The organism is Paenibacillus sp. 8b26, assembly GCF_050626875.1.
In the GTDB taxonomy this organism is placed as follows: Bacteria; Bacillota; Bacilli; order Paenibacillales; family Paenibacillaceae; genus Paenibacillus.
In genome coordinates this window covers 308,793-327,154 of the sequence record NZ_CP192445.1, presented here as the reverse complement: position 1 = coordinate 327,154, position 18,362 = coordinate 308,793, and the positions used below count along the sequence as shown (strand labels likewise).

Annotated in this window: 15 protein-coding genes; 7 read left to right on the top strand and 8 right to left on the bottom strand. The window is 43.5% G+C overall.

The window, feature by feature from the left end; genetic code table 11:
* Positions 1-14 precede the first annotated feature (14 nt).
* Together ACQ4MX_RS01310 and pgmB are read left to right on the top strand one after the other, a co-directional pair.
* The gene (locus ACQ4MX_RS01310) at positions 15-1,136 is read left to right on the top strand and encodes an acyltransferase family protein (protein WP_431088890.1); all 1,122 of its coding nucleotides are present in this window, start codon (positions 15-17) and stop codon (positions 1,134-1,136) included.
* A gap of 977 nt (positions 1,137-2,113) precedes the next feature.
* Positions 2,114-2,752: a beta-phosphoglucomutase gene (gene pgmB / locus ACQ4MX_RS01305; RefSeq protein WP_431088889.1), complete on the top strand. Its 639-nt coding sequence runs from the start codon at positions 2,114-2,116 to the stop codon at positions 2,750-2,752.
* A gap of 211 nt (positions 2,753-2,963) precedes the next feature.
* Here the strand turns inward: pgmB and ACQ4MX_RS01300 are convergent, their stop codons facing one another.
* Positions 2,964-3,860 carry an AraC family transcriptional regulator gene (locus ACQ4MX_RS01300; RefSeq protein ID WP_431088888.1) on the bottom strand — a complete coding sequence of 299 codons (897 nt, stop codon included), beginning with the start codon at positions 3,858-3,860 and terminating at the stop codon, positions 2,964-2,966.
* Between the two features lie 157 nt (positions 3,861-4,017).
* Between ACQ4MX_RS01300 and ACQ4MX_RS01295 the strand changes: the two genes are divergently transcribed.
* Together ACQ4MX_RS01295 and csaA are read left to right on the top strand one after the other, a co-directional pair.
* A complete protein-coding gene (locus ACQ4MX_RS01295) occupies positions 4,018-4,923 on the top strand; it encodes a DMT family transporter (RefSeq protein ID WP_431088887.1) in 906 nt (301 codons plus the stop codon).
* Positions 4,924-4,979: 56 nt separating this feature from the next.
* On the top strand, positions 4,980-5,312 hold the full coding sequence (gene csaA, locus ACQ4MX_RS01290; protein WP_431088885.1) for a chaperone CsaA: 333 nt from the start codon (positions 4,980-4,982) through the stop codon (positions 5,310-5,312).
* Between the two features lie 834 nt (positions 5,313-6,146).
* On the opposite strand, the gene ACQ4MX_RS01285 is transcribed toward csaA, so the two are convergent.
* The 7 genes from ACQ4MX_RS01285 to ACQ4MX_RS01255 all read right to left on the bottom strand — a co-directional run bounded on the left by ACQ4MX_RS01285 (position 6,147) and on the right by ACQ4MX_RS01255 (position 14,754).
* The gene (locus ACQ4MX_RS01285; protein WP_431088883.1) at positions 6,147-7,139 is read right to left on the bottom strand and encodes a LacI family DNA-binding transcriptional regulator; all 993 of its coding nucleotides are present in this window, start codon (positions 7,137-7,139) and stop codon (positions 6,147-6,149) included.
* Between the two features lie 39 nt (positions 7,140-7,178).
* Positions 7,179-8,267 carry a glycoside hydrolase family 172 protein gene (locus ACQ4MX_RS01280; protein WP_431088882.1) on the bottom strand — a complete coding sequence of 363 codons (1,089 nt, stop codon included), beginning with the start codon at positions 8,265-8,267 and terminating at the stop codon, positions 7,179-7,181.
* Positions 8,268-8,280: 13 nt separating this feature from the next.
* Positions 8,281-9,114, bottom strand: coding sequence for a carbohydrate ABC transporter permease (locus ACQ4MX_RS01275; protein WP_431088881.1), 834 nt, complete (start codon positions 9,112-9,114; stop codon positions 8,281-8,283).
* Position 9,115: 1 nt separating this feature from the next.
* Positions 9,116-9,991, bottom strand: coding sequence for a carbohydrate ABC transporter permease (locus tag ACQ4MX_RS01270; protein ID WP_431088880.1), 876 nt, complete (start codon positions 9,989-9,991; stop codon positions 9,116-9,118).
* Positions 9,992-10,090: 99 nt separating this feature from the next.
* Positions 10,091-11,440: an ABC transporter substrate-binding protein gene (locus ACQ4MX_RS01265; protein ID WP_431088879.1), complete on the bottom strand. Its 1,350-nt coding sequence runs from the start codon at positions 11,438-11,440 to the stop codon at positions 10,091-10,093.
* A gap of 69 nt (positions 11,441-11,509) precedes the next feature.
* Positions 11,510-12,973 carry a GH32 C-terminal domain-containing protein gene (locus ACQ4MX_RS01260; protein WP_431088878.1) on the bottom strand — a complete coding sequence of 488 codons (1,464 nt, stop codon included), beginning with the start codon at positions 12,971-12,973 and terminating at the stop codon, positions 11,510-11,512.
* A 668-nt stretch (positions 12,974-13,641) separates the two neighbouring features.
* Positions 13,642-14,754, bottom strand: coding sequence for a GerAB/ArcD/ProY family transporter (locus tag ACQ4MX_RS01255; protein ID WP_431088877.1), 1,113 nt, complete (start codon positions 14,752-14,754; stop codon positions 13,642-13,644).
* A 176-nt stretch (positions 14,755-14,930) separates the two neighbouring features.
* On the opposite strand from ACQ4MX_RS01255, the gene ACQ4MX_RS01250 reads away from it, so the two are divergent.
* Genes ACQ4MX_RS01250 through ACQ4MX_RS01240 form a run of 3 tightly spaced genes read left to right on the top strand, consistent with a single transcriptional unit; the run spans position 14,931 to position 17,897 of the window.
* Entirely contained in the window at positions 14,931-16,460 is a 1,530-nt protein-coding gene (locus ACQ4MX_RS01250) for a spore germination protein (protein WP_431088876.1), read from the top strand.
* Positions 16,441-17,661 (top strand): Ger(x)C family spore germination protein, encoded by a 1,221-nt coding sequence (locus ACQ4MX_RS01245; protein WP_431088874.1) that lies wholly within the window; start codon positions 16,441-16,443, stop codon positions 17,659-17,661. The genes ACQ4MX_RS01250 and ACQ4MX_RS01245 overlap by 20 nt, the downstream gene beginning before the upstream one ends.
* A 5-nt stretch (positions 17,662-17,666) precedes the next feature.
* Positions 17,667-17,897, top strand: a complete 231-nt coding sequence (locus tag ACQ4MX_RS01240; protein ID WP_431088873.1) for a hypothetical protein — start codon at positions 17,667-17,669, stop codon at positions 17,895-17,897.
* Positions 17,898-18,362 lie beyond the last annotated feature (465 nt).

Genomic DNA, 18,362 nt, shown 5'->3' with positions numbered 1-18,362 from the left:
GGGAAGTGCGCATTATGGAAAACACTGAAGAGCGGAATATTAATATTAATGAGAGCGATATCTTAAAGGTGTTTGCTGTTAGCGGAGCGGTCTTGCAAAGCGTTCTGGGAATGTTTCTGAAGTATGCACACACTAATGATGATCTAGCCTTATTAGGCGTTATTTTCAATATAGTGAAGTATACTGCACCAGTCTTTATTTTTGCCATCGTATATGGGATGGTGAAAAATAATCAGCATACTAAGGTATCCCATTTTTATAAGGAAAAATTCGGTGAGCTCGTGATTCCTTATTTACTGTGGGCATCGGCTGGCTTAATCTTCTTCCCCGAAATTCAGGCTAATCAGCACGTTACATCATTCTGGACGCTCATCGAGTCATTTGTGCTTGGTAATGCATCATCACAGTTTTGGTACACCGTGATGATGCTGCAATTTCAATTGCTGATGCCAGTTCTTATTTTCATCTGCTACAAATACCTGGCTAAGCCTAAGCGGGTCATTCCGCTGCTTATTGTGAGCTTCGTGATCTTCGGAGCGTGGCTATGGATGTACGATACCTTCGTATTCCAGGGAGCATATGCGATTAGTCTGCGTTACCTTGACCGCTTTTTCGTCAGTTATTTTATTTATGCTTTACTAGGTGGAATCGCTTGGGTATATAAGAAACAGTTTGACGGAGTGCTTCGCCGGATTCAGTTCATACTCATTCCGGTAATGCTGCTTATTCTCATTTGGACAAATCGCGAGTTTTTCAGTTTTGGATTTGAGGATATGTCCTTCGGAAATCTGATTTATCTGAAGCCGTCCATGACCTTGTACAGTCTGTTAGTGATCTTCCTGATATACATGCTGGCCAGACATTTGATCAGCCTGAATTCCCGTTCACTTCCATACTATAAATGGCTCTCTACTTACGCGTATCGGGCCTTTACAGCGAACGTGTTCATTCTGGTCATCGTGCTGCGCTTGTTCGGTAATTTGATAGGCCAGCTTCCTTTCTTCGTGGCGCTGCTCTTGGTTTATCTTTCGACTTTAGCATGCTCGTTCGGCGTCGTTTATGCTTTTGCGCAGCTAAAGGTATGGAGTGAGCGGTTATTCTTAAAACAAAAAGGAGCACACAGCATTAATCACTAAGATAGGTGCTTAATGCAAACAATTCACGTAACATCGTGTATATGACGCTATAATTTGGGTGTATCTAAGTTATTGATATATAAGACGGCAACCATAAAGGGTATCTCGATGATTGAAGAGATACCTTTTTTGTGTTCCTCCCATTTCATATTGAATGTGTTCATACGGAACGAACATACACTTTCGCGGACCTTGGTTCAGGCTCGGTCGAAGAATTTTATATTTTTAACAATTGTGTATGCATATTTTTCAGGAAGTATAATTCCATAGAAATCTGTTTGTTGATCAATGATCCAACGAATGAAGAAGACCCATCAGCAGCAATCAGCTCAAGAGCAATCTTCGCAACAATCTGAACAGCGTTCAGCTTCACATTCTCCCGGACCGCCGACATACAGGCAGCCGTTCAATTTGCATTCTTCATCGAACATCTCTGGCGTGGTCGGATTATACTCCGAAAAGACCTGATCTTAATTTCGGTCATAAAATCATTATTTACCGTTCGTTCTAGATATGTTGTATTGTTGGCGTGGTAGGAATACACGGATAAGAAGCCAAGAGTTATGAGAAGTGGTGTGAGATCTTGCCGTGGAGCTCTTTATAGACATATTAGGATGATAATTCTCAAATGATTTTTAACAAGGAGGAATAGATAGAATTATCGGATCAATCCATAACGCTCGTCAAAGATACACAACATATTTTACCAATTGACAAGGAAAAACATAAAAAAATTATGGTTTTTGTTCTTGGAGATATCGTAAGTGCCAGCGGTAAACCTCCGGTCGGTTGCTAATCCATATCATTTGCAGGATGTTCAATGATCAAAACCTACATCAATGCGTATACGGCAAATGAATATAATCCCAAGCTGATTGTAGAAAAATTGGTAGGAAAAAGCGAATTCAAAGGTAAAAATCCCATTGATCCCTTCTGTTCTTACTGGGATACTAAATTATAAGAAGGGGAGAAGAGGCATGAAGTATAAAGCTGTCATTTTTGATTTGGACGGAGTAATTTGTTTTACAGATGACTATCATTATCAAGCCTGGAAGAAGGTTGCCGATTCTCTCGGAATCATTTTTGACGAAGTAGTTAACAATCGTCTTCGTGGCGTAAGCCGCATGGAGAGTCTGAATATAATCCTGGAGAACCATCCCCGCAAGTTGAAGGAAGAGGAGAAGCTGGCAATAGCCGAAGATAAAAATGCTTATTACAAAACGCTTCTTACAAAAATGACTCCTGTTGATTTAAGCGATGAAGTGAGAGAGACTTTACTTCAATTGAGAGAACAGGGTCTGAAGCTGGCTATCGGCTCGTCAGGTCAAAATGCACGGTATATTCTGAAACGAATTGGCTTGGGCGACTTCTTTGATTCTGTGTCGGATGGCAGCAACATCGCTAATTCCAAACCAGATCCTGAAGTGTTTATTAAAGCTGCTCAATATATTGGTGTTTCCGAGAAAGATTGTCTTGTAGTTGAGGACGCCATTGCTGGCATCAAGGCTGCTGTTAACGCCAAGATGGATTCAGCTGCGATTGGAGACGCTGCACAGTATGATCTGGCGACTTATCGCATGAACTCATTTAGAGAACTGTTGCAAATTTGCGAATAATAAAAGAAGCGTGCGAATGACGTCTTTGCAAATACAAAAAAGATCAACCAGAATGAAATGGTTACCTCATGATACGAACGGACAGGAAAGTTTAACGAGGGTAGAGCTTGTTATAGAAAACTAAGGGTGAGGTTTTAGAGAAGGCGGCCGGTCAGTTAAACCGGCTGCCTTTTTGAACGAAGTGCCAACATTCCATCGGCTACTTCATTCCTTATTCAATGAATTCATCATTTCTAAATTTTCGGAATTCTTTAGGTGTTTTTTTATGATGTTTTTTAAAAGATTGAATGAAGTGATTTGTACTATTGAAGCCCACTCTGTAGGCTATTTCAGTTATTGTATAATGTGTTGAGATTAATAATTCACTGCTTTTCTTGATGCGGTATTTAATCAAATAATCGTAAGGTGTCATATGGATTGTTCTCTTAAAACTACGATTGCACTCTGACACACTCAGATGTACTACATCAGCAATTTCTTGCAGTGTTATATTGTTTGAGTAGTTTTGATGGATAAAGCTGAGCATCAATTGAAGCCTCTCTTGTTGCAATTTCATGTATTTAGGTGCTTCCTCAGAAGAAAGCGAAATATTAGATATTAAGACTAACCATAATTGTGCCGTTTTGATGGAAACCTCATATTCCCAGCCCCATTTTTTTTTCATATCAAATTTCTGTTTCATATCCCAAAGCATTTGCAGTATTTGAATTTGCCATTCAACATCTCCTTTGATTACTAATGACAATAAGAGAGAGTTTGTATAAGGCAGTACATAGTTTTTTTCCATCGCACTATCTGCATAAAAGGCCAGCAGCTTCTCAGGGAAATTAAAACTGACATATTGACCGTTATGTGTAAGGTGTGTAGTAACGTGAAGAACACCTTTATTAATTAAAATGGCCTGACCTGTTTCTAATTCATGATCAATCCCGTTAACTTGTATCACTAGCTTTCCTTTGGTAACCAAAGTGATTTGTAGTTCCTCATGCCAATGTAAATCGTTGAATCCTCTACCTTCAGGACTACTTGCATGAATAGTATGGGTGTACATGATGTATGGAAATGAAACATCGGGATATAGAATGGTCTCGTGCAATTGTTTTTCCATTTTATCGAATTCCTTTCTAATGACAATATTTCTATATAAATTAAAGATATAGTTACACAAATAAAATAAAAGTGGTGATATTATTATACCAGATCTTCGGCTTATCATTACAATCCTGTGCACAGGCGATTGGATAAGACATCTTGGAGGCGTACATGTGAAAATAAATCAATCGTCGTTACCGCTTCATCCGTATATTTTACTTTTAATCAGCATACTGTCTGTTTCTATTTCATCCATCATGATAAAATCCTCAGATACTCCAACCTCTGTGGCTGGGATGTACAGATTGTATATGTCAGTACTAATAATGCTTCCTTTTGTACCTTGGAAAATGTTCCGTTCCTTAGAAATGAACAAAAAAGATTGGAGTACCGTTTTCATAGCTGGTCTTTTTCTCGGGTTATATTTCTTATTCTGGATGGAATCATTAGTATATACCTCAGTTGCGAGTTCTATGGTCATCTTATCCTTACAGCCTTTATTTGTAATGATGGGTTCATACTTTATGTTCAGAGAACGAGCAAACACATTGACCATTCTTTGTTTGATCGCCGCTCTTGTCGGTTCAATCATTATAGCTTGGGGAGACATAGGGATTTCGAGGGAGGCATTAATCGGAGATGGATTATCTTTATTAGGAACAATCTTGGTTTCAGCATACATGTTGGCAGGACAGAAAGTAAGTCACAAAATAAATGCAAATTTATATAGTGTTATTGTTTTTTTTATTGGTGGCAGCGTCATGCTGGTCTACAATTTGTTGAATCATTATTCCTTGATCGAATATGACTCGTCGGATTGGATGTATTTCTTGTTACTTGCAGTAATCCCAACTATTTTTGGACAATATATTTTTAATCTGTTGTTGAAATCAATGGGTGCAACTACTGTATCAGTTGGTATTATTGGAGAGCCTGTTCTTGCTATAATTCTCGCCTACTTATTCTTGGGAGAAATAATTTCTGCATTTCAATTCATAGGCGGAATCATGACTTTATTCGGTATGGGGATGTATTTTTGGGCAAAATCTTTAAAGTATACTACAGTTGCAAAATATTAAATTTGAAATTGATTATCGCGAAATTTAAGAAAACGATCGATGAGGAGAATGTTTAGATGGCAACGATTGATGATTTTTTGAAACTAGATATTCGAGTTGGAACCATAATTAAAGCTGAGTTTTTTGCAGAAGCAAAAGTACCTGCTATTAAACTTGAAATTGATTTTGGACAAGATATCGGAATAAAAGCTTCGAGTGCACAAATTACAAAAAGATATGTGGCTGAAGATATTATAGGAAAACAAATAATAGGTGTAGTCAACTTTCCACCTCGACGGATAGCAGGCTTTAATTCAGAGGTATTGGTCCTTGGAGGAATACCCGAAAAGGGAGATGTGGTTCTATTGAAACCAGATATTAAACTACCTGATGGAACACCAATTGGGTGATACATCGTTCCTGTTTAATTAGTGTAAAAATATACAACTTCACCAAAGGCAAGGCATTGAAACAAAGAGAAACGATAGTTCATTAAAACAGCGGCAGGCTAGGACTTTGTTTTCAAGTCCTAGCCTGCCGCTGTTTTAATTTAAGCAGACATTACGCTTTGAAATAATATGAACGGATTGTCCATGTCTGTCCGTAATGCCAGATATCCTTACTTACATGGGCTATGATTATAAGGCCCTTCCATGCTTAGCGGAATGATAATTTTTTCAATCGGATTCCTGTTGAAAACGAACAACTTCAGCAGAAGTTACTGATCAGTAAAAGAATTGAGAAATTCAAGCAACTATTAGAGCCTATATGGAATAAAGTCAAAGCGCTACTAAGCGATGGAAATAAAGAAGGCTTATTTAAGTTTAGGAATATAAATAATACTGTATCCTTTGTAATGTCAGTAGCCATTTTCCCACGTCAAAATTCGTTGTTTAAGAAAGTGAAGAGGAAACGATAGAGGAAACATTAACGTTTATTTTGAAGGGTCTAGTACCTTTACCGGATCATATTTAAGGATACAAATGTTTTAAACTTGCCTCGTGCCTGCTCGGTGGTAAATTGCCAATAGACGGTTTTCTGAGCCTGGTTACGCTCGACTTCCCAAGCCGTTGCCTCCCGTTGCAGCTCTTCCATGGAGCAGCGGATAGGCGAATACTTATCAAGCTACTGAAGAACCACGCCCTGAGACGGAAGTGAAATTAAATTTAAAAAAAGTCGAGCAAGAATTCAATTTATCCTTGTGCTCGACTATTTTAGGACCTTTCTAAAAGCGCATTACAATATTAACTGGTGCGCCGAACCATTAATTCCGTAGGAAATACTTCTTCGACAGGTGCGATGTGCTGCCCGTCAGACTCAATGGATTCTATCATCAACTTAGAAGCGGCCTCGGCCAATTCGTTGATAGGATGCCGGATAGTCGATAAGCTCAGTAGCTCGGAGACGGTCGGCATATCATCGACACCCAAAACGGCAAGGTCTTGTGGAACGGACAGGTCCAAATCTTTGCAGGCCTTTAAGACCCCGATGGCAGAAGTATCGCTTAAACAAAACAACGCTTGCGGTAGCTGGTTGGTTTGGGCCAGATTTTTCACGGTATCGTAACCGAAATTCTCCGTCATATCTCCTGTGATAACGGTCATTAGTTTTCCGTTTTGCTGCAAGGTATCGCTAGCACCATTTAGGCGGTCGTCGAATCCGGGCACATGACCGTGCGGATAAGTCAAAATAACCAGATTATGAAAACCTCGGGATAATAAGTGATTCACCCCGGTCTGACCGCTTTGGTAGTCGTTGACGCGCAACACGTGTGCTCCATAAGATAAATTGTGGCGTCCAATAGTAATGACCGGTACGTTCAGATCCATCAATTTGGGCATGAATTTTTCTGTACCTATGGTCGCTTTGACGATGATCCCGTCGACCATCTGGATATTCATGAAGATTTCTTCAAAGTCCAACAGGATTATTTTATATCCCAGCATCTTTAACTGCTGCTTAATAACTTTGGCAAAATGGAGGAAGTATAGGTCCTCAAAATAACCGTCGTAGGTACTGTCGGATAAAACGAGCCCAATCGTGTGCATTCTGCCGGTAATGAGGCTTTTCGCAACAGGGTTCACTTGGTAACCTAACTTTGTGATCGAGAGACTGATCTTTTCTTTCGTCTGCAAGCCCATTTTCTGAAAGTTGCCGTTCAGAAAATGGGAGACTGTCGCGGGCGAACAGCCCGCGTCTTTTGCCACTTGAACTAAGGTAACCCTTTTCTTAGCCATTTTTTACCTCTACTTTTTTTATTGCGGATTTTCCTATGATTAGCGAGGACGTCTTTCCAATACGCCAGGCAGTGCGGGAAACACTTGATGCGGTTCAGTCTGGTACCAATAGCATACGGAACTCACGTCGTCACTTCTTTCAAATAACGCTTTTCCATCATGCCCGATCTGTTGAACGGTGACACGTAAATCCTCTTCAAACAAAATGGGGTCAAGTATATGCCAACGATAGAAGGCGCGCATCGGACAAGCAGCTCCATCATAAATATGCGATCTGGTGTTGTCTGTCACCTGGAAATGCGGAAAGCCCATAAAGGGAGTCGAGTACGTCTGTTCCTGCACCGGGTTCCCGTTGTCGTATTTCACGAAGCCCCAAGCGCCGCCGAAATAATCTTCCGCCCCCGTTCCGCAGATGGTCGGCCAATCCCGGTCGCCGTCGAGATAAAATTTCACTTCGCCTTCTCCGTACCAGTAACGCGATAAAGAAGTCCATGCCATATAGGTGCCGACATATTTGCCTCTTCCTTTAATTCCATCAATAATCGTATAATCCTGCTTGAGCTGGGTAGGATTTTCTCTGCGGAATTGGGCGTGAAAATATTCCGTATCCTCAGGGAGTTCATCGACCAGTACGTAATCAAACTGGTAGAAGAATGCTTCGATCTCCTGGGGATGCTCATTCGTTATGGTTACTTTGGCGGCTTTTTTGAAAGGCATCGCAAAGTAACTGTTCATGCCGCCAACCGGGTTCACCACGATCGGCAAGGAATTGACGATCGTTCTGGTGCCGAAGCCGTTGCAAAAGAAATCGCCCAGCGGAACTTCCACGGAAGGGGTTTCTTCATCATCCCAATACATCCGCAATACCAGATCACGCAACACGAACCAGCCGGTCTCGGTTTGGTCGGTCACGGTCATCCAGATGTGCTGGATGATGCCCTGACCTTCGATATCGACGAGCGTGGCAGTTTCACCTTGCGCCAGCGAGATAAAGGCTTTGCCTTTGCGGGCAATTCCCAAGGGCCCCGTGGCTTTCCCACCTTCTCCTTTCAGGCCTCGCGGATTTTCCGCTGTGATCGCTCTGCTTTTTCCTCTCATTTTGCCAAAAAGGTGATTCATGGTTTGCATGGTTGATCTCTCCTTATCCTTTAACTGCTCCGTCAGAAACGCCGGACATCAAGTATTTGTTTAGAAATAAATAGATGATAATGATCGGGATGATGCTGATGCTGATGGCCGCAAATGTTTGCCCCCAATCCGTCGCCCCGAATGCCCCGATGAACTCTTGAAGCCCCACTGCGATCGTTTTATATTGCTTGTCGTTCGTAAAGGTGTTGGAAAAAATGAAATCATTCCAAATGAGAACGAAATTGATCGATGCGACCGTGATCGTCGTGTTGATGGTAAGCGGAGAAATGATTTTATAGAACACCTGATAAATATTGCACCCGTCGATGACAGCGGCCTCAATCAATTCATTGGGCACGTAACTGTAAAAGCTGGTGAAGATCAAAATCGATAAAGGCAAGGCAAATCCGACTTGTGGAAGGATTAGCGCCAGATACGAGTTCAGTAGTCCGAAGTCCTTGTACATAATAAACAACGGGATTAAGGTGACTTGAATCGGAATCATGATACCGACCGTAAAGAACAGCAGCAGTTTCGAATTTAACTTGAAATTCATTTTGACGAGGGCAAAGCCCGCCGTTGAGCTTAAGAAGATGATGAGTAGCAGGCAGCTGAACGTAACGATGGCTGTATTTTTGATATATAGCAGCAGATTGCTTTCCCTAAACACACTCACATAGTTGTCGAACGACCATACGCTCGGCAGTGAAAAGGGTTTTGTCGTCAGTTCGATGCTTGATTTGAAGCTGGACAGCATCAGCCAAACGACCGGGTAGATCTGCACGATCAGGATCATGATGACGATAGAATAGAGCAGGAAGGACCAAGCTGTTTTTTTGGATCGCATGTTATGCTTCTCCTTTCCTGGAATTGAATATTGCCCGGATAAGAAGAACGGCAAGCAGGCTTTCGATTACGATAAATACGGCGATCGAGCTTCCATATCCGTATTGATTGGTTGAGAACGCTCTTTTGTACATATAAGTCGTGACCAACTCAGTCGTCGAACCCGGTACACCGATGATATAAGGGATATCGAAACCTCTTAGCGCACCGGTGGTGCACATGATAAGGGCCAAACTCAGCACATGCTTGATACTCGGCAATTTGATATATCGGATCAGCTGCCATCCATTGACACCGTCTATGGTTGCAGCCTCCTCGATCTCTTTCGGAATCGCGATCAGGGCAGCATAAAAAATAACCATGTACATGCCCGTAAAGCGCCAGCCTTCGGGAATGGATACTGCGATCAATGCGGTGTGCGGATTGGATAACCAGGCACTTTGCAAATGGCCCAGTCCGATCCAATCCAGGAACATGTTCAGCAAGCCCAGCGGCTGCAGGGAATAGAAGTTACGGAACATCTGCGCGATAGCGACGGTGACCACCACGGCTGGCAGATAATACAACGTTCTGAAAATGCCGGCTCCTTTTTTGATGTAAGAGAGCAGTAATGCGAAAAACAAACCGATAAAGACTTGCATGAGTACCACGATCACGACATACACCAAGTTATTTTGCACGGAATTCCAAAAGTAGGGGTCCCTAAACATTTTGATATAGTTGCCCAGACCAATGTATCTGGCATCCTTTATTCCGTTCCAATCTTGAAAGCCGTAATTCAGCGACTGAATGATTGGGACAAAGACGGTTCCTAAATAAAATAGCAAGGCTGGCGTGATAAAAATTAACCATGCCTTCTTGTCCTTGAGTACATTCATATAGAATCTCCCCATTTGTTTGTATTGACAGACTTAGTGAAAGGTAGCCACCCGGACCCTGAATGGCCGGGTGGGTGGCAGTTTGTCTGAATGTAAAGATTAGTTGGTGACGTTTTGGGCAATGGTGTCGTCGACTTGCTTGGCGAATTCTTCCGGCGTCGTGGCCCTCATCGTCAATTTGATGATTAAATCGCTCATGACGGAGTTCGTATTGGCATCCAGCAAGGTATCCCAAGGCTTGGCAAATTCTGAACCGTAGTTATCCATATCCTTTTTAATCCGCAGGAACAGTTTGGAGAATTGGGACTCGTCTTTAATCGTAAATTTGAGCGGTGACATCTGCTGTTTAGCTACGTAGACGTCACTGTAATTTTTCAAGACATAACTTAGGAAGTCCTTGGTGGTTTCGTCGAATTTGCTGGTTGTGGCGGCAAGGCCGATCCCGCTGTTTCCGAAAAACTCGTTTTCCGGCGTTTTGGCGTTATCAATGGTTGGCAGGTAGAAATAGTCGACGTTGCCTTTAAGTTTTTCCGGCAGATTTTTGTCTACGAAAGACGGGATTTCCCAGGTACCCATGTTATACATAGCAGCTTCACCGTTGAGGAACATGTTCTTGGCTGTCGTATAATCCGTCGTGGCAAATCCTTCCTGAAAGTATTGGCCGATCTCGTAGGCAAAGTTCGCCGCTTTCATTCCGACCTCGTCGGTCATTTTGGCCTTACCTTGGCTCAGGTTACGGGCAAATTCATTTCCGGTAGCTCGGAACGGAATCATGGCCGCATAGCGCAGCAAGGGCCAAACGTCAACGCCGTCAACGGCGATCGGGGTAATCCCCTTGTCCTTAAGCGCCTTACTAACCGTGAGCATATCATCGAGGGTTTTGGGAACGGTAAGGTTATTTTCCGCGAATATTTTCTTGTTATACCAAGTCATTTCCAGATGATACTCCAAGGGGAGAAGGTACAGGCTTCCATCAGGTAATTGCTGGTATTTCAGCGCAGGTTCGTAGAACTGATCGTACAATCCTTGTTCATTCAGGAATTTCTTCATATCAACCAGCATTCCGGCGTCCGCCAATTGTTGAGCGTACGGATCGGCGTCCATATCGATGAATTCCGGAGCTTCGCCGGAAGCGACGAGCGTTCTCAGCTTGGTCAAATAGGAAGGTCTATCGGACGTCACTTGAATATCTAGCTTGAATCCGGGATGATCTTTCGTATACCGGTCCGCCAGCTCGCGTATCGTTTGGACAATCGCTCCGTCTGCCGGACGGGCCGACAACCATGTAATCGTTTTGCCGTTGGAGGCATCTGACGAATTTCCATGCTTGCCCTCGTTAGTGCCGGCACTATTGTTCGCAGTCCCTCCGCAACCCGCGAGAGCGGTTGCAACCAATACGAAGATTGCGAGAAGTGAGACGATCTTCGACATTTTGCTCGTTCTTGCCATTGTAAAACCCCTCCATTTTTTATGTTTTTCAATAAAAATCGCTTTTGAAGACTTTTAATTCGTGCCAGGTTAACGATTCGCTGCCGTTTTGAGCTTGACGTCGTGAACTTTAATGGAGCCCTCGTTCACAAAGAAACCGAAATGGCCAGTTTTGAAATTATAGACCCGCGTTGTCATCGCGATGGCATCATTGACATACAGACACAAGATGTCATCTTCCAAAATCAGTTTTACCGTTATCCGGTCGTGCTGATCAAACTGAAATGGTCTTTCCAGTTCTATCATTTGCGGTCTATCACCGGCAATTTGCCATTGGAAAAAACCGGGCTCGGTTCTTGGCCACATATCGAATGCGACTCGATTGTGGAATGGGTCGAATTTAATGAAATATCCTATGTCGAGAGCTTTGTCGGTTCGCAGCGCGATGCCGAAGTCTTTGGACTCTTTCCAGTCCGTAAACTCAGCTTCGATTAGAACTTGAGAAGGTAATTCATTAAATACGCGGTAATCCAGTCCATCGGGAGACTCTAGTTCGAATCGGCTTCCAGCGTGGCGACAGTTTTTCTCCGCTTCAGGAATGACGTCTACTTCGGTATTAAAATGCTCATAGATCGAATGAGGCATCCTTACGAGCAAATCGCCATTATCGTTTGGATAAACCTCATGAACGACCAGGGTACCGGCCCATTCCCAGTCACTGTAATCGTTTGCACCTTGTTTGGAAGGAACCCAGCCAAAAGCGTATCTTTGTTGGCCGTCCGAAGCCGTTTTTGCCGCATAAAATCCTCTGCCGTCAAAAGTGTCCGGAATTGGAGAAGTATATACGCCTTCGATGCTTTTGCTTTTTTTATAATGCGTCACAAACTTTTCACTGAACGTCGAGTAGACCAGGTAGTGCCAGTCTCCCATTTTGAAATAATCCGGACATTCCATAGTGATGTACTTGTCCGGGCTGTAAAAAGGCTCCCGATAACGCCAATGCTTTAGATCATTGGAAGTGAGAAGGGCAATGCACCCGCCTCTCTTTTCGGAGGAATTCGTGTGTCTAGAGGTAACGAGCATCCAGTACTCTTGTCGTTCTTCGTTGAAAAACACAAAAGGATCACGCCAATCGGATTGCTCATATCTAACGCCGTCTCCATAAAGCTTGAAATTTACATCCTTCGTCCAATGGATTCCATCGGTGCCGGTTGCCTTCAAAACGACTTGTAAGGCCTTTCCGTCAATACAAAACTCGGCGTTAGGATTATGCCCGGTGTAGAAAAGGTGATACGTGCCGTTCAGGTCCTTAATCACCGAACCGGTATAAGCGTTCCGGTCGGGATCGGCTTCACTTCCGTTGGGTAGAGCTACTCCATAATCTTCAAAATCCAAGCCATTTTGGGTTGTGAGAAGGTTCCATGTCGTATGATTTCCGTAATCTCCGCCAACTCTTTGATCATGGAGATAGTAGAGCTTGTACTCTCCATTGTCGTAGAAAGGGATCACATCTCCAACCCATCCGCCTTTCGGTTTGTAAAATACTTTTTTCATCACATCATCTCCATTTGGTAAAACGTTTTACAAACAAATGATATCATAGGTTATTTAAATGTCAACGCTTACAACCTTGTTTTAAAAAGAATTTGTAAGATATTTTTTTGAATATAAATTTATATAGTAAAACGTTTACCTAAAAATAATATAATAATAAAAACACTTACCATTCAGGGAGATTCAAAAATACGATAAGTGCGTTTGAAGTAGGGGCACGAAATTGACGGGAATAGAACGGTTCTGGCTGAAACCACAGTAAAAAGTTGTTCAACGACCTTTGGGATCTTTGGACACCTTTTGCTGTTCATACGCTGCAATGCTTGATTCACTGCGTTACGAAACGATTAACTTCTTCCAACGACGGCAAGGCTGCAATCGCTCCAACTTTAGTGCACACGATGGTGCACACGATGGTGCACACGATGGTGCCCACTTGATTGGCAAGTGTCACAAATTCCTGCTGCTGCTCCCCGTTGGAGTAAATGCTTTAGGTTGACCCAGCTAGCTGATTTGAACTGTATGCTGCAGATGTTTCTGAGGTACTAATAAAAAAGAATGCTCAAAAAATGAGCGTTCCTGGGAAAGTCAGTTGTCTTCCTCATTTTTCGTTGAAATTTCTTAAGACCTGCTTTGTTTTAGCGGTTATTTCTTCTTTGCCCAAAAGGTTACGTTAGCTGGTTGTTGTGACTGATACGTTTCCTGATATGATAAACAACGAGCAGGATTAACGGGAAAGCGAAGGCATGAGTGAGATCCCAATCTACCCAGTAGGTTGGGATCTCCTTGACGTAGAAAATAATATTTTTTGCAATCAGATGCGACAGTCCGTAAATCAGAAACGCCACTGGAAAGATCAATGACCGGTAGGATTTTAGCTTTAGTAGCTGAGCTGTCCCCAAGACAAATGCGTAGAAGAAAAGCGCTGTTTTGAAATAGCTGCTAATGATCCACGTGGTGGTCATTAAAGCCTCAATCCGCTGCAGAAAATTAGCAATGTTGATTCTCTGGGCAAGAATATAGGCAGCGTAAAATTCGTGTTCTGAGAAATATGCCCCGAGTACTGTCAGGGAGAGAAACAAAATGAGGTTGAGTCCAACGGCCCCGATCAACAGGGAGATGAATAAATTGCGGCTCATATTGCTTTGTTTTTGGACATAGGGAAACACCATGAAGAACACGCACATTTCTCCAAAGGGATAAAATACGCCGAACATAATGGTGTGCAGCATGTCAGGAAATGGTGTATTCAAAATAGGATAGATACGCACTAACTTGACATCGGGGAACAGGAGAACGAATAGGCAAATCAGAAAAAACGCAAAGAAAGGAAAAAAAATTTGGGCTGCTCTGCCCAGCGATTCAAGACCCAGCCGCAAGCCATACACCAGCAAAAAAATCGCCATGAAGCGAATGACCCCGCCGGGTGTCCCCTCGTAAATCTGTGTGCACATGAAATCTTCAATTTCTCTGACATAGGTGGAGGCAGCAATCAGGTAAAAGAATAAATAGCTCAACGCTACAGCTCCACCCACCCATTTTCCTAACACTTGTAATGAAAGCTCGATAATCGTTTTAGTTGGATCAATATTTGATGTAGATACCATCAGCTTTACGCATGCAAGTCCTAGCGGAATACTAATCAAGGCGGCAATCCACGCGTCCTCGTGGGCTCCTGTTGTCATTGCCGCAGGATACACAAGTGCCATTTCCCCGATGAGCGAGTAAAAACCAAGCATTATCATTTGAGCCGTACTGATCCGGTCTTTTTCAAGATTCATGAGATTCCTCCAAATCTGCTGCAAACTGCCCCTCAAGTTTTCTTTTCATTTCCATTATTATGTGATTTTATAACATAATTATTAATTGATAGTCGAAAAGGAATGATAAGGGGATAATTATCAACTTCTTCTGTCATACTATTTTTAGTTTGCTCACGGAATGCGGAGGTTGCGACATGAAGGATACAATTACGGGCACACTATCCCATCGCCTGGAGGACAATGTGGTGCAGTTGGTTCAACTGCTCGGGAAAAGCACCGATTTGATCACTAAAGAGGTGCAGTTGGATGAGTCTACGCATATCGCCTTGCTTTATATTGATGGTCTTGTGGATACTCAGGTGCTGCATAACTCCATATTATTTTCACTTCAGGAACGCTGTAACCCTGAGCAGATGAGAGATCTTGATGCTAATCAGAAGATTGAGCTTTTGCGAAAACGTATGCTGATTGCGGGGGATCTGTCCGTCACGCATGACCTTGGGCAATTTGTTCATGAACTGCTATCCGGTAATATCATGGTGCTGGTGGACGGAACATCCAGCGCCCTGCGGATCGGACTGCCTGGATGGGAGGACCGCAGTGTAGGCGAACCAAGCTCACAATCAGTTGTACGTGGGCCGATGGAAGGGTTTACAGAAAATATGCGGACAAACACAGCGCTGATCCGAAGGAAGATTAAAGACAGCCAATTGTGGCTGGAAACTTTCCAGATCGGTAAGGTGACTCAAACTAGCGTATCCATTATGTATCTCACCAACATCGCAAACCCTGACCTGGTGCAGGAAGTGAAGCGCAGATTGGCCAAAATCGATACGGACAGTATCCTGGAGAGCGGATATATCGAGGAATTTATTCAAGATACGGCTGCTACGCCGTTCCCTACGATCTATAACAGCGACCGGCCGGATACTATCGCAGCGGGAATCCTGGAAGGCAAAGTGGCGATTCTTGTAGATGGAACACCATTTGTCCTGCTGGTGCCTACTTTTTTTGTCACCTTTTTTCAATCCGCCGAGGATTATTATCAGCGGGCCGATATCGCCACCTTGCTGCGGTTTATCCGTTTTCTTTCCTTTTTTATTACGCTGCTTGCCCCTTCCTTTTATGTAGCGGTTACGACTTATCATCAGGAGATGATTCCTACCAATCTGGTTATCAGCCTTGCCGCACAGAGGGAAAGCGTTCCCTTTCCCGCATTTGTGGAGGCGATGCTCATGGAATTAACGTATGAGATTCTGCGGGAAGCGGGAGTGAGGATTCCGAAAAATATAGGGCAGGCGATATCCATTGTTGGAACACTTGTCATAGGCCAGGCAGCGGTTGCGGCGGGCTTTATTTCATCAGCAATGGTTATCATTGTATCCATTACGGCCATATCCAGTTTTGTCATACCAGAGACGGGCATGTCGATCGCTGCAAGAATCATTCGCTTTGCTCTTATCGGACTGGCTGGCTTTATTGGACTATACGGAATACTCTTCGGTATCTTTTTAATTGTGCTGCATTTGGCAGGTCTGCGTTCTTTCGGCAGGCCTTATATGAGTCCGATCGGGCCATACCGTCCAAATGATCTGAAGGATTCCATCTTCCGCTTTACATGGCCGCGCTTAAAGACAAGGCCGGCAGAAAGCATGGTTCAAAATCTTGACCGCCAAAGCACATCCAAGCGAAAGGAGTCGGCAGATGAGCCCAAAAAACCGTAAAACTGTTTCGCGACTGCTGCTTGCTCTTTTGCTCCCTATGCTGCTCAGCGGGTGCTGGGAAAGACAGGAGTTAAATGAAATGGCCTTTGTGCTGGGGATGGGGCTAGATAAAGCTGAATCTGGCTATAAAGTTACACTGCAGGTGGTTATTCCTTCAGCAATTGCCTCGCAGGCGGCAGGAGGCTCGGGAGGTGGGGTGCCGGTGGTTGTATCTAGCTTCACGGTACCCACGATCTATGAAGCCCAGCGCAAGTACAGTCTCGAGAGTGCGAGAGCCAGCTACTATGGGCATATCCGTATACTGGTGATCGGAGAGGAGCTTGCCCGGGCCGGGATTGGCGAGGTACTTGATATGCTGAAGCGGAGCCGCGAGCCGCGTAATGATTTCTACGCCATGGTCGCCAAAGGCACCACTGCCGAAGATGTCCTGAAGGTCCTTACCCCGCTAGAGAAATTACCAGCAAGTAAATTGTATAATTCCCTAGACAAATCATATAAGGCATCGGCAAAAACAGTCGCTGTTCCTTTGAACCAATTTATTGAAGATTTGCTGTACGAGGGGAAGAATCCGGTGTTGACCGGAGTGAAGATGTCCAGCAGTGTCAGTGAGGGCGAAAAGAAGAGCAATCTGGAAGATAGCTCGCCTCCAGTTAGATTACGTTACAGTAATATAGCCGTATTCCGGAAGGATAAGATGATCGGGTGGTTAAGCGATAACGAGACGATCGGCTACAATTATGTCACCAATAACGTTGTCAAAAGCTCAGGGCCTGTAGCAGGAGACGACGGACGGCCCATCGTCATTGAAGCGCTACAAACAGACACCAAACGTAAAGTCAAGTTTATTGACGGTGAACCACATATTTACATCCATGTAAAGGCCTTGTGTAATGTGGAAGAGGTAATGAGCAATGATAATCTGGAGGCAGTGCGTGTGATTAAAGAGCTGGAAAGAAAATCGGAAGAAAAAATTATCTTTCGGATGAAAACGGCAGTTGAGCAAATTAAAGAGCGATATAATGTGGATAGTATGGGTTTTGGACAGTCGATCTATCGTGCCAACCCGAAAGCTTGGGCGAGGCTGCAACGGGAAAAAGGGGACAATTACCTAAAATCGCTACCCGTCCATTACAAAGCCAGCGTGACGATTAACCGGATTGGCATTACAGACAAATCCTTTCTTCAAGATATTAAGGAGTGAGCGCAATGGTGTTACTGCTTTTTCTGGCTGCAGCGGCGGCTTGTGTGGTCATCGATGTGCCTTTGTTGAGACGAGGGAGCAGGTTCCGAGACTATCTGGTCTGGGGCTTGTTCTGGATCACGGGGATTGGTGCGGTGGTCTGCTCCTTGTATAAGATCAATGTGCCGAGCCCATTGCTTCTGGTCATGATGATTTATAAACCAGTTAACAACCTGTTTGCATCCTTGTTTAATTAGACTGTAAGGGAATCCACAGCCGTTTATGAGGAATACTGTAATTGAGAGAAAATTTCCCGAGTTGCTTCTGAGTTGAAACTCTATGAAAAATTGGGTGAAATACTCGATGCGGAGAAGAAAGAGTTTGGAAAGGCAACAGCTGTGCGAAGATTGAATTCATTGCTAAACGTGCAGGTTTAATTGTATAGATGATTCATCATTTCTTTAAAAGTGAATTCGTTAAAGAATTTGTTTTCACAAGGCTTGGATGAATGATCCTATGGACACAGAAACCTCAAGCGAAATTTTTCGTCGAATCGAAGAAATTTGCAACTCTATCATGGTTGTAAAAGAAGTCGCCCAAAGCTATTTGTGAAAGCAACCCCTAAACGAATTCGGCGTGGAGAAGGGATTTTATGGTTGTGAACCGTCCTTAAGAAGGTGCTCTGATAGGTAGCACCACCAATGCTACATAAAAAGGTGTCC

Bases quoted from the DNA above. Each gene is read 5' to 3' on its own strand.
- ACQ4MX_RS01310 (WP_431088890.1), top strand. From the start codon at position 15: ATGGAAAACACTGAAGAGCGGAATATTAATATTAATGAGAGCGATATC.
- pgmB (WP_431088889.1), top strand. From the start codon at position 2,114: ATGAAGTATAAAGCTGTCATTTTTGATTTGGACGGAGTAATTTGTTTT.
- ACQ4MX_RS01300 (WP_431088888.1), bottom strand. From the start codon at position 3,860: ATGGAAAAACAATTGCACGAGACCATTCTATATCCCGATGTTTCATTT.
- csaA (WP_431088885.1), top strand. From the start codon at position 4,980: ATGGCAACGATTGATGATTTTTTGAAACTAGATATTCGAGTTGGAACC.
- ACQ4MX_RS01285 (WP_431088883.1), bottom strand. From the start codon at position 7,139: ATGGCTAAGAAAAGGGTTACCTTAGTTCAAGTGGCAAAAGACGCGGGC.
- ACQ4MX_RS01280 (WP_431088882.1), bottom strand. From the start codon at position 8,267: ATGCAAACCATGAATCACCTTTTTGGCAAAATGAGAGGAAAAAGCAGA.
- ACQ4MX_RS01275 (WP_431088881.1), bottom strand. From the start codon at position 9,114: ATGCGATCCAAAAAAACAGCTTGGTCCTTCCTGCTCTATTCTATCGTC.
- ACQ4MX_RS01270 (WP_431088880.1), bottom strand. From the start codon at position 9,991: ATGAATGTACTCAAGGACAAGAAGGCATGGTTAATTTTTATCACGCCA.
- ACQ4MX_RS01265 (WP_431088879.1), bottom strand. From the start codon at position 11,440: ATGGCAAGAACGAGCAAAATGTCGAAGATCGTCTCACTTCTCGCAATC.
- ACQ4MX_RS01260 (WP_431088878.1), bottom strand. From the start codon at position 12,973: ATGAAAAAAGTATTTTACAAACCGAAAGGCGGATGGGTTGGAGATGTG.
- ACQ4MX_RS01255 (WP_431088877.1), bottom strand. From the start codon at position 14,754: ATGAATCTTGAAAAAGACCGGATCAGTACGGCTCAAATGATAATGCTT.
- ACQ4MX_RS01250 (WP_431088876.1), top strand. From the start codon at position 14,931: ATGAAGGATACAATTACGGGCACACTATCCCATCGCCTGGAGGACAAT.
- ACQ4MX_RS01245 (WP_431088874.1), top strand. From the start codon at position 16,441: ATGAGCCCAAAAAACCGTAAAACTGTTTCGCGACTGCTGCTTGCTCTT.
- ACQ4MX_RS01240 (WP_431088873.1), top strand. From the start codon at position 17,667: ATGGTGTTACTGCTTTTTCTGGCTGCAGCGGCGGCTTGTGTGGTCATC.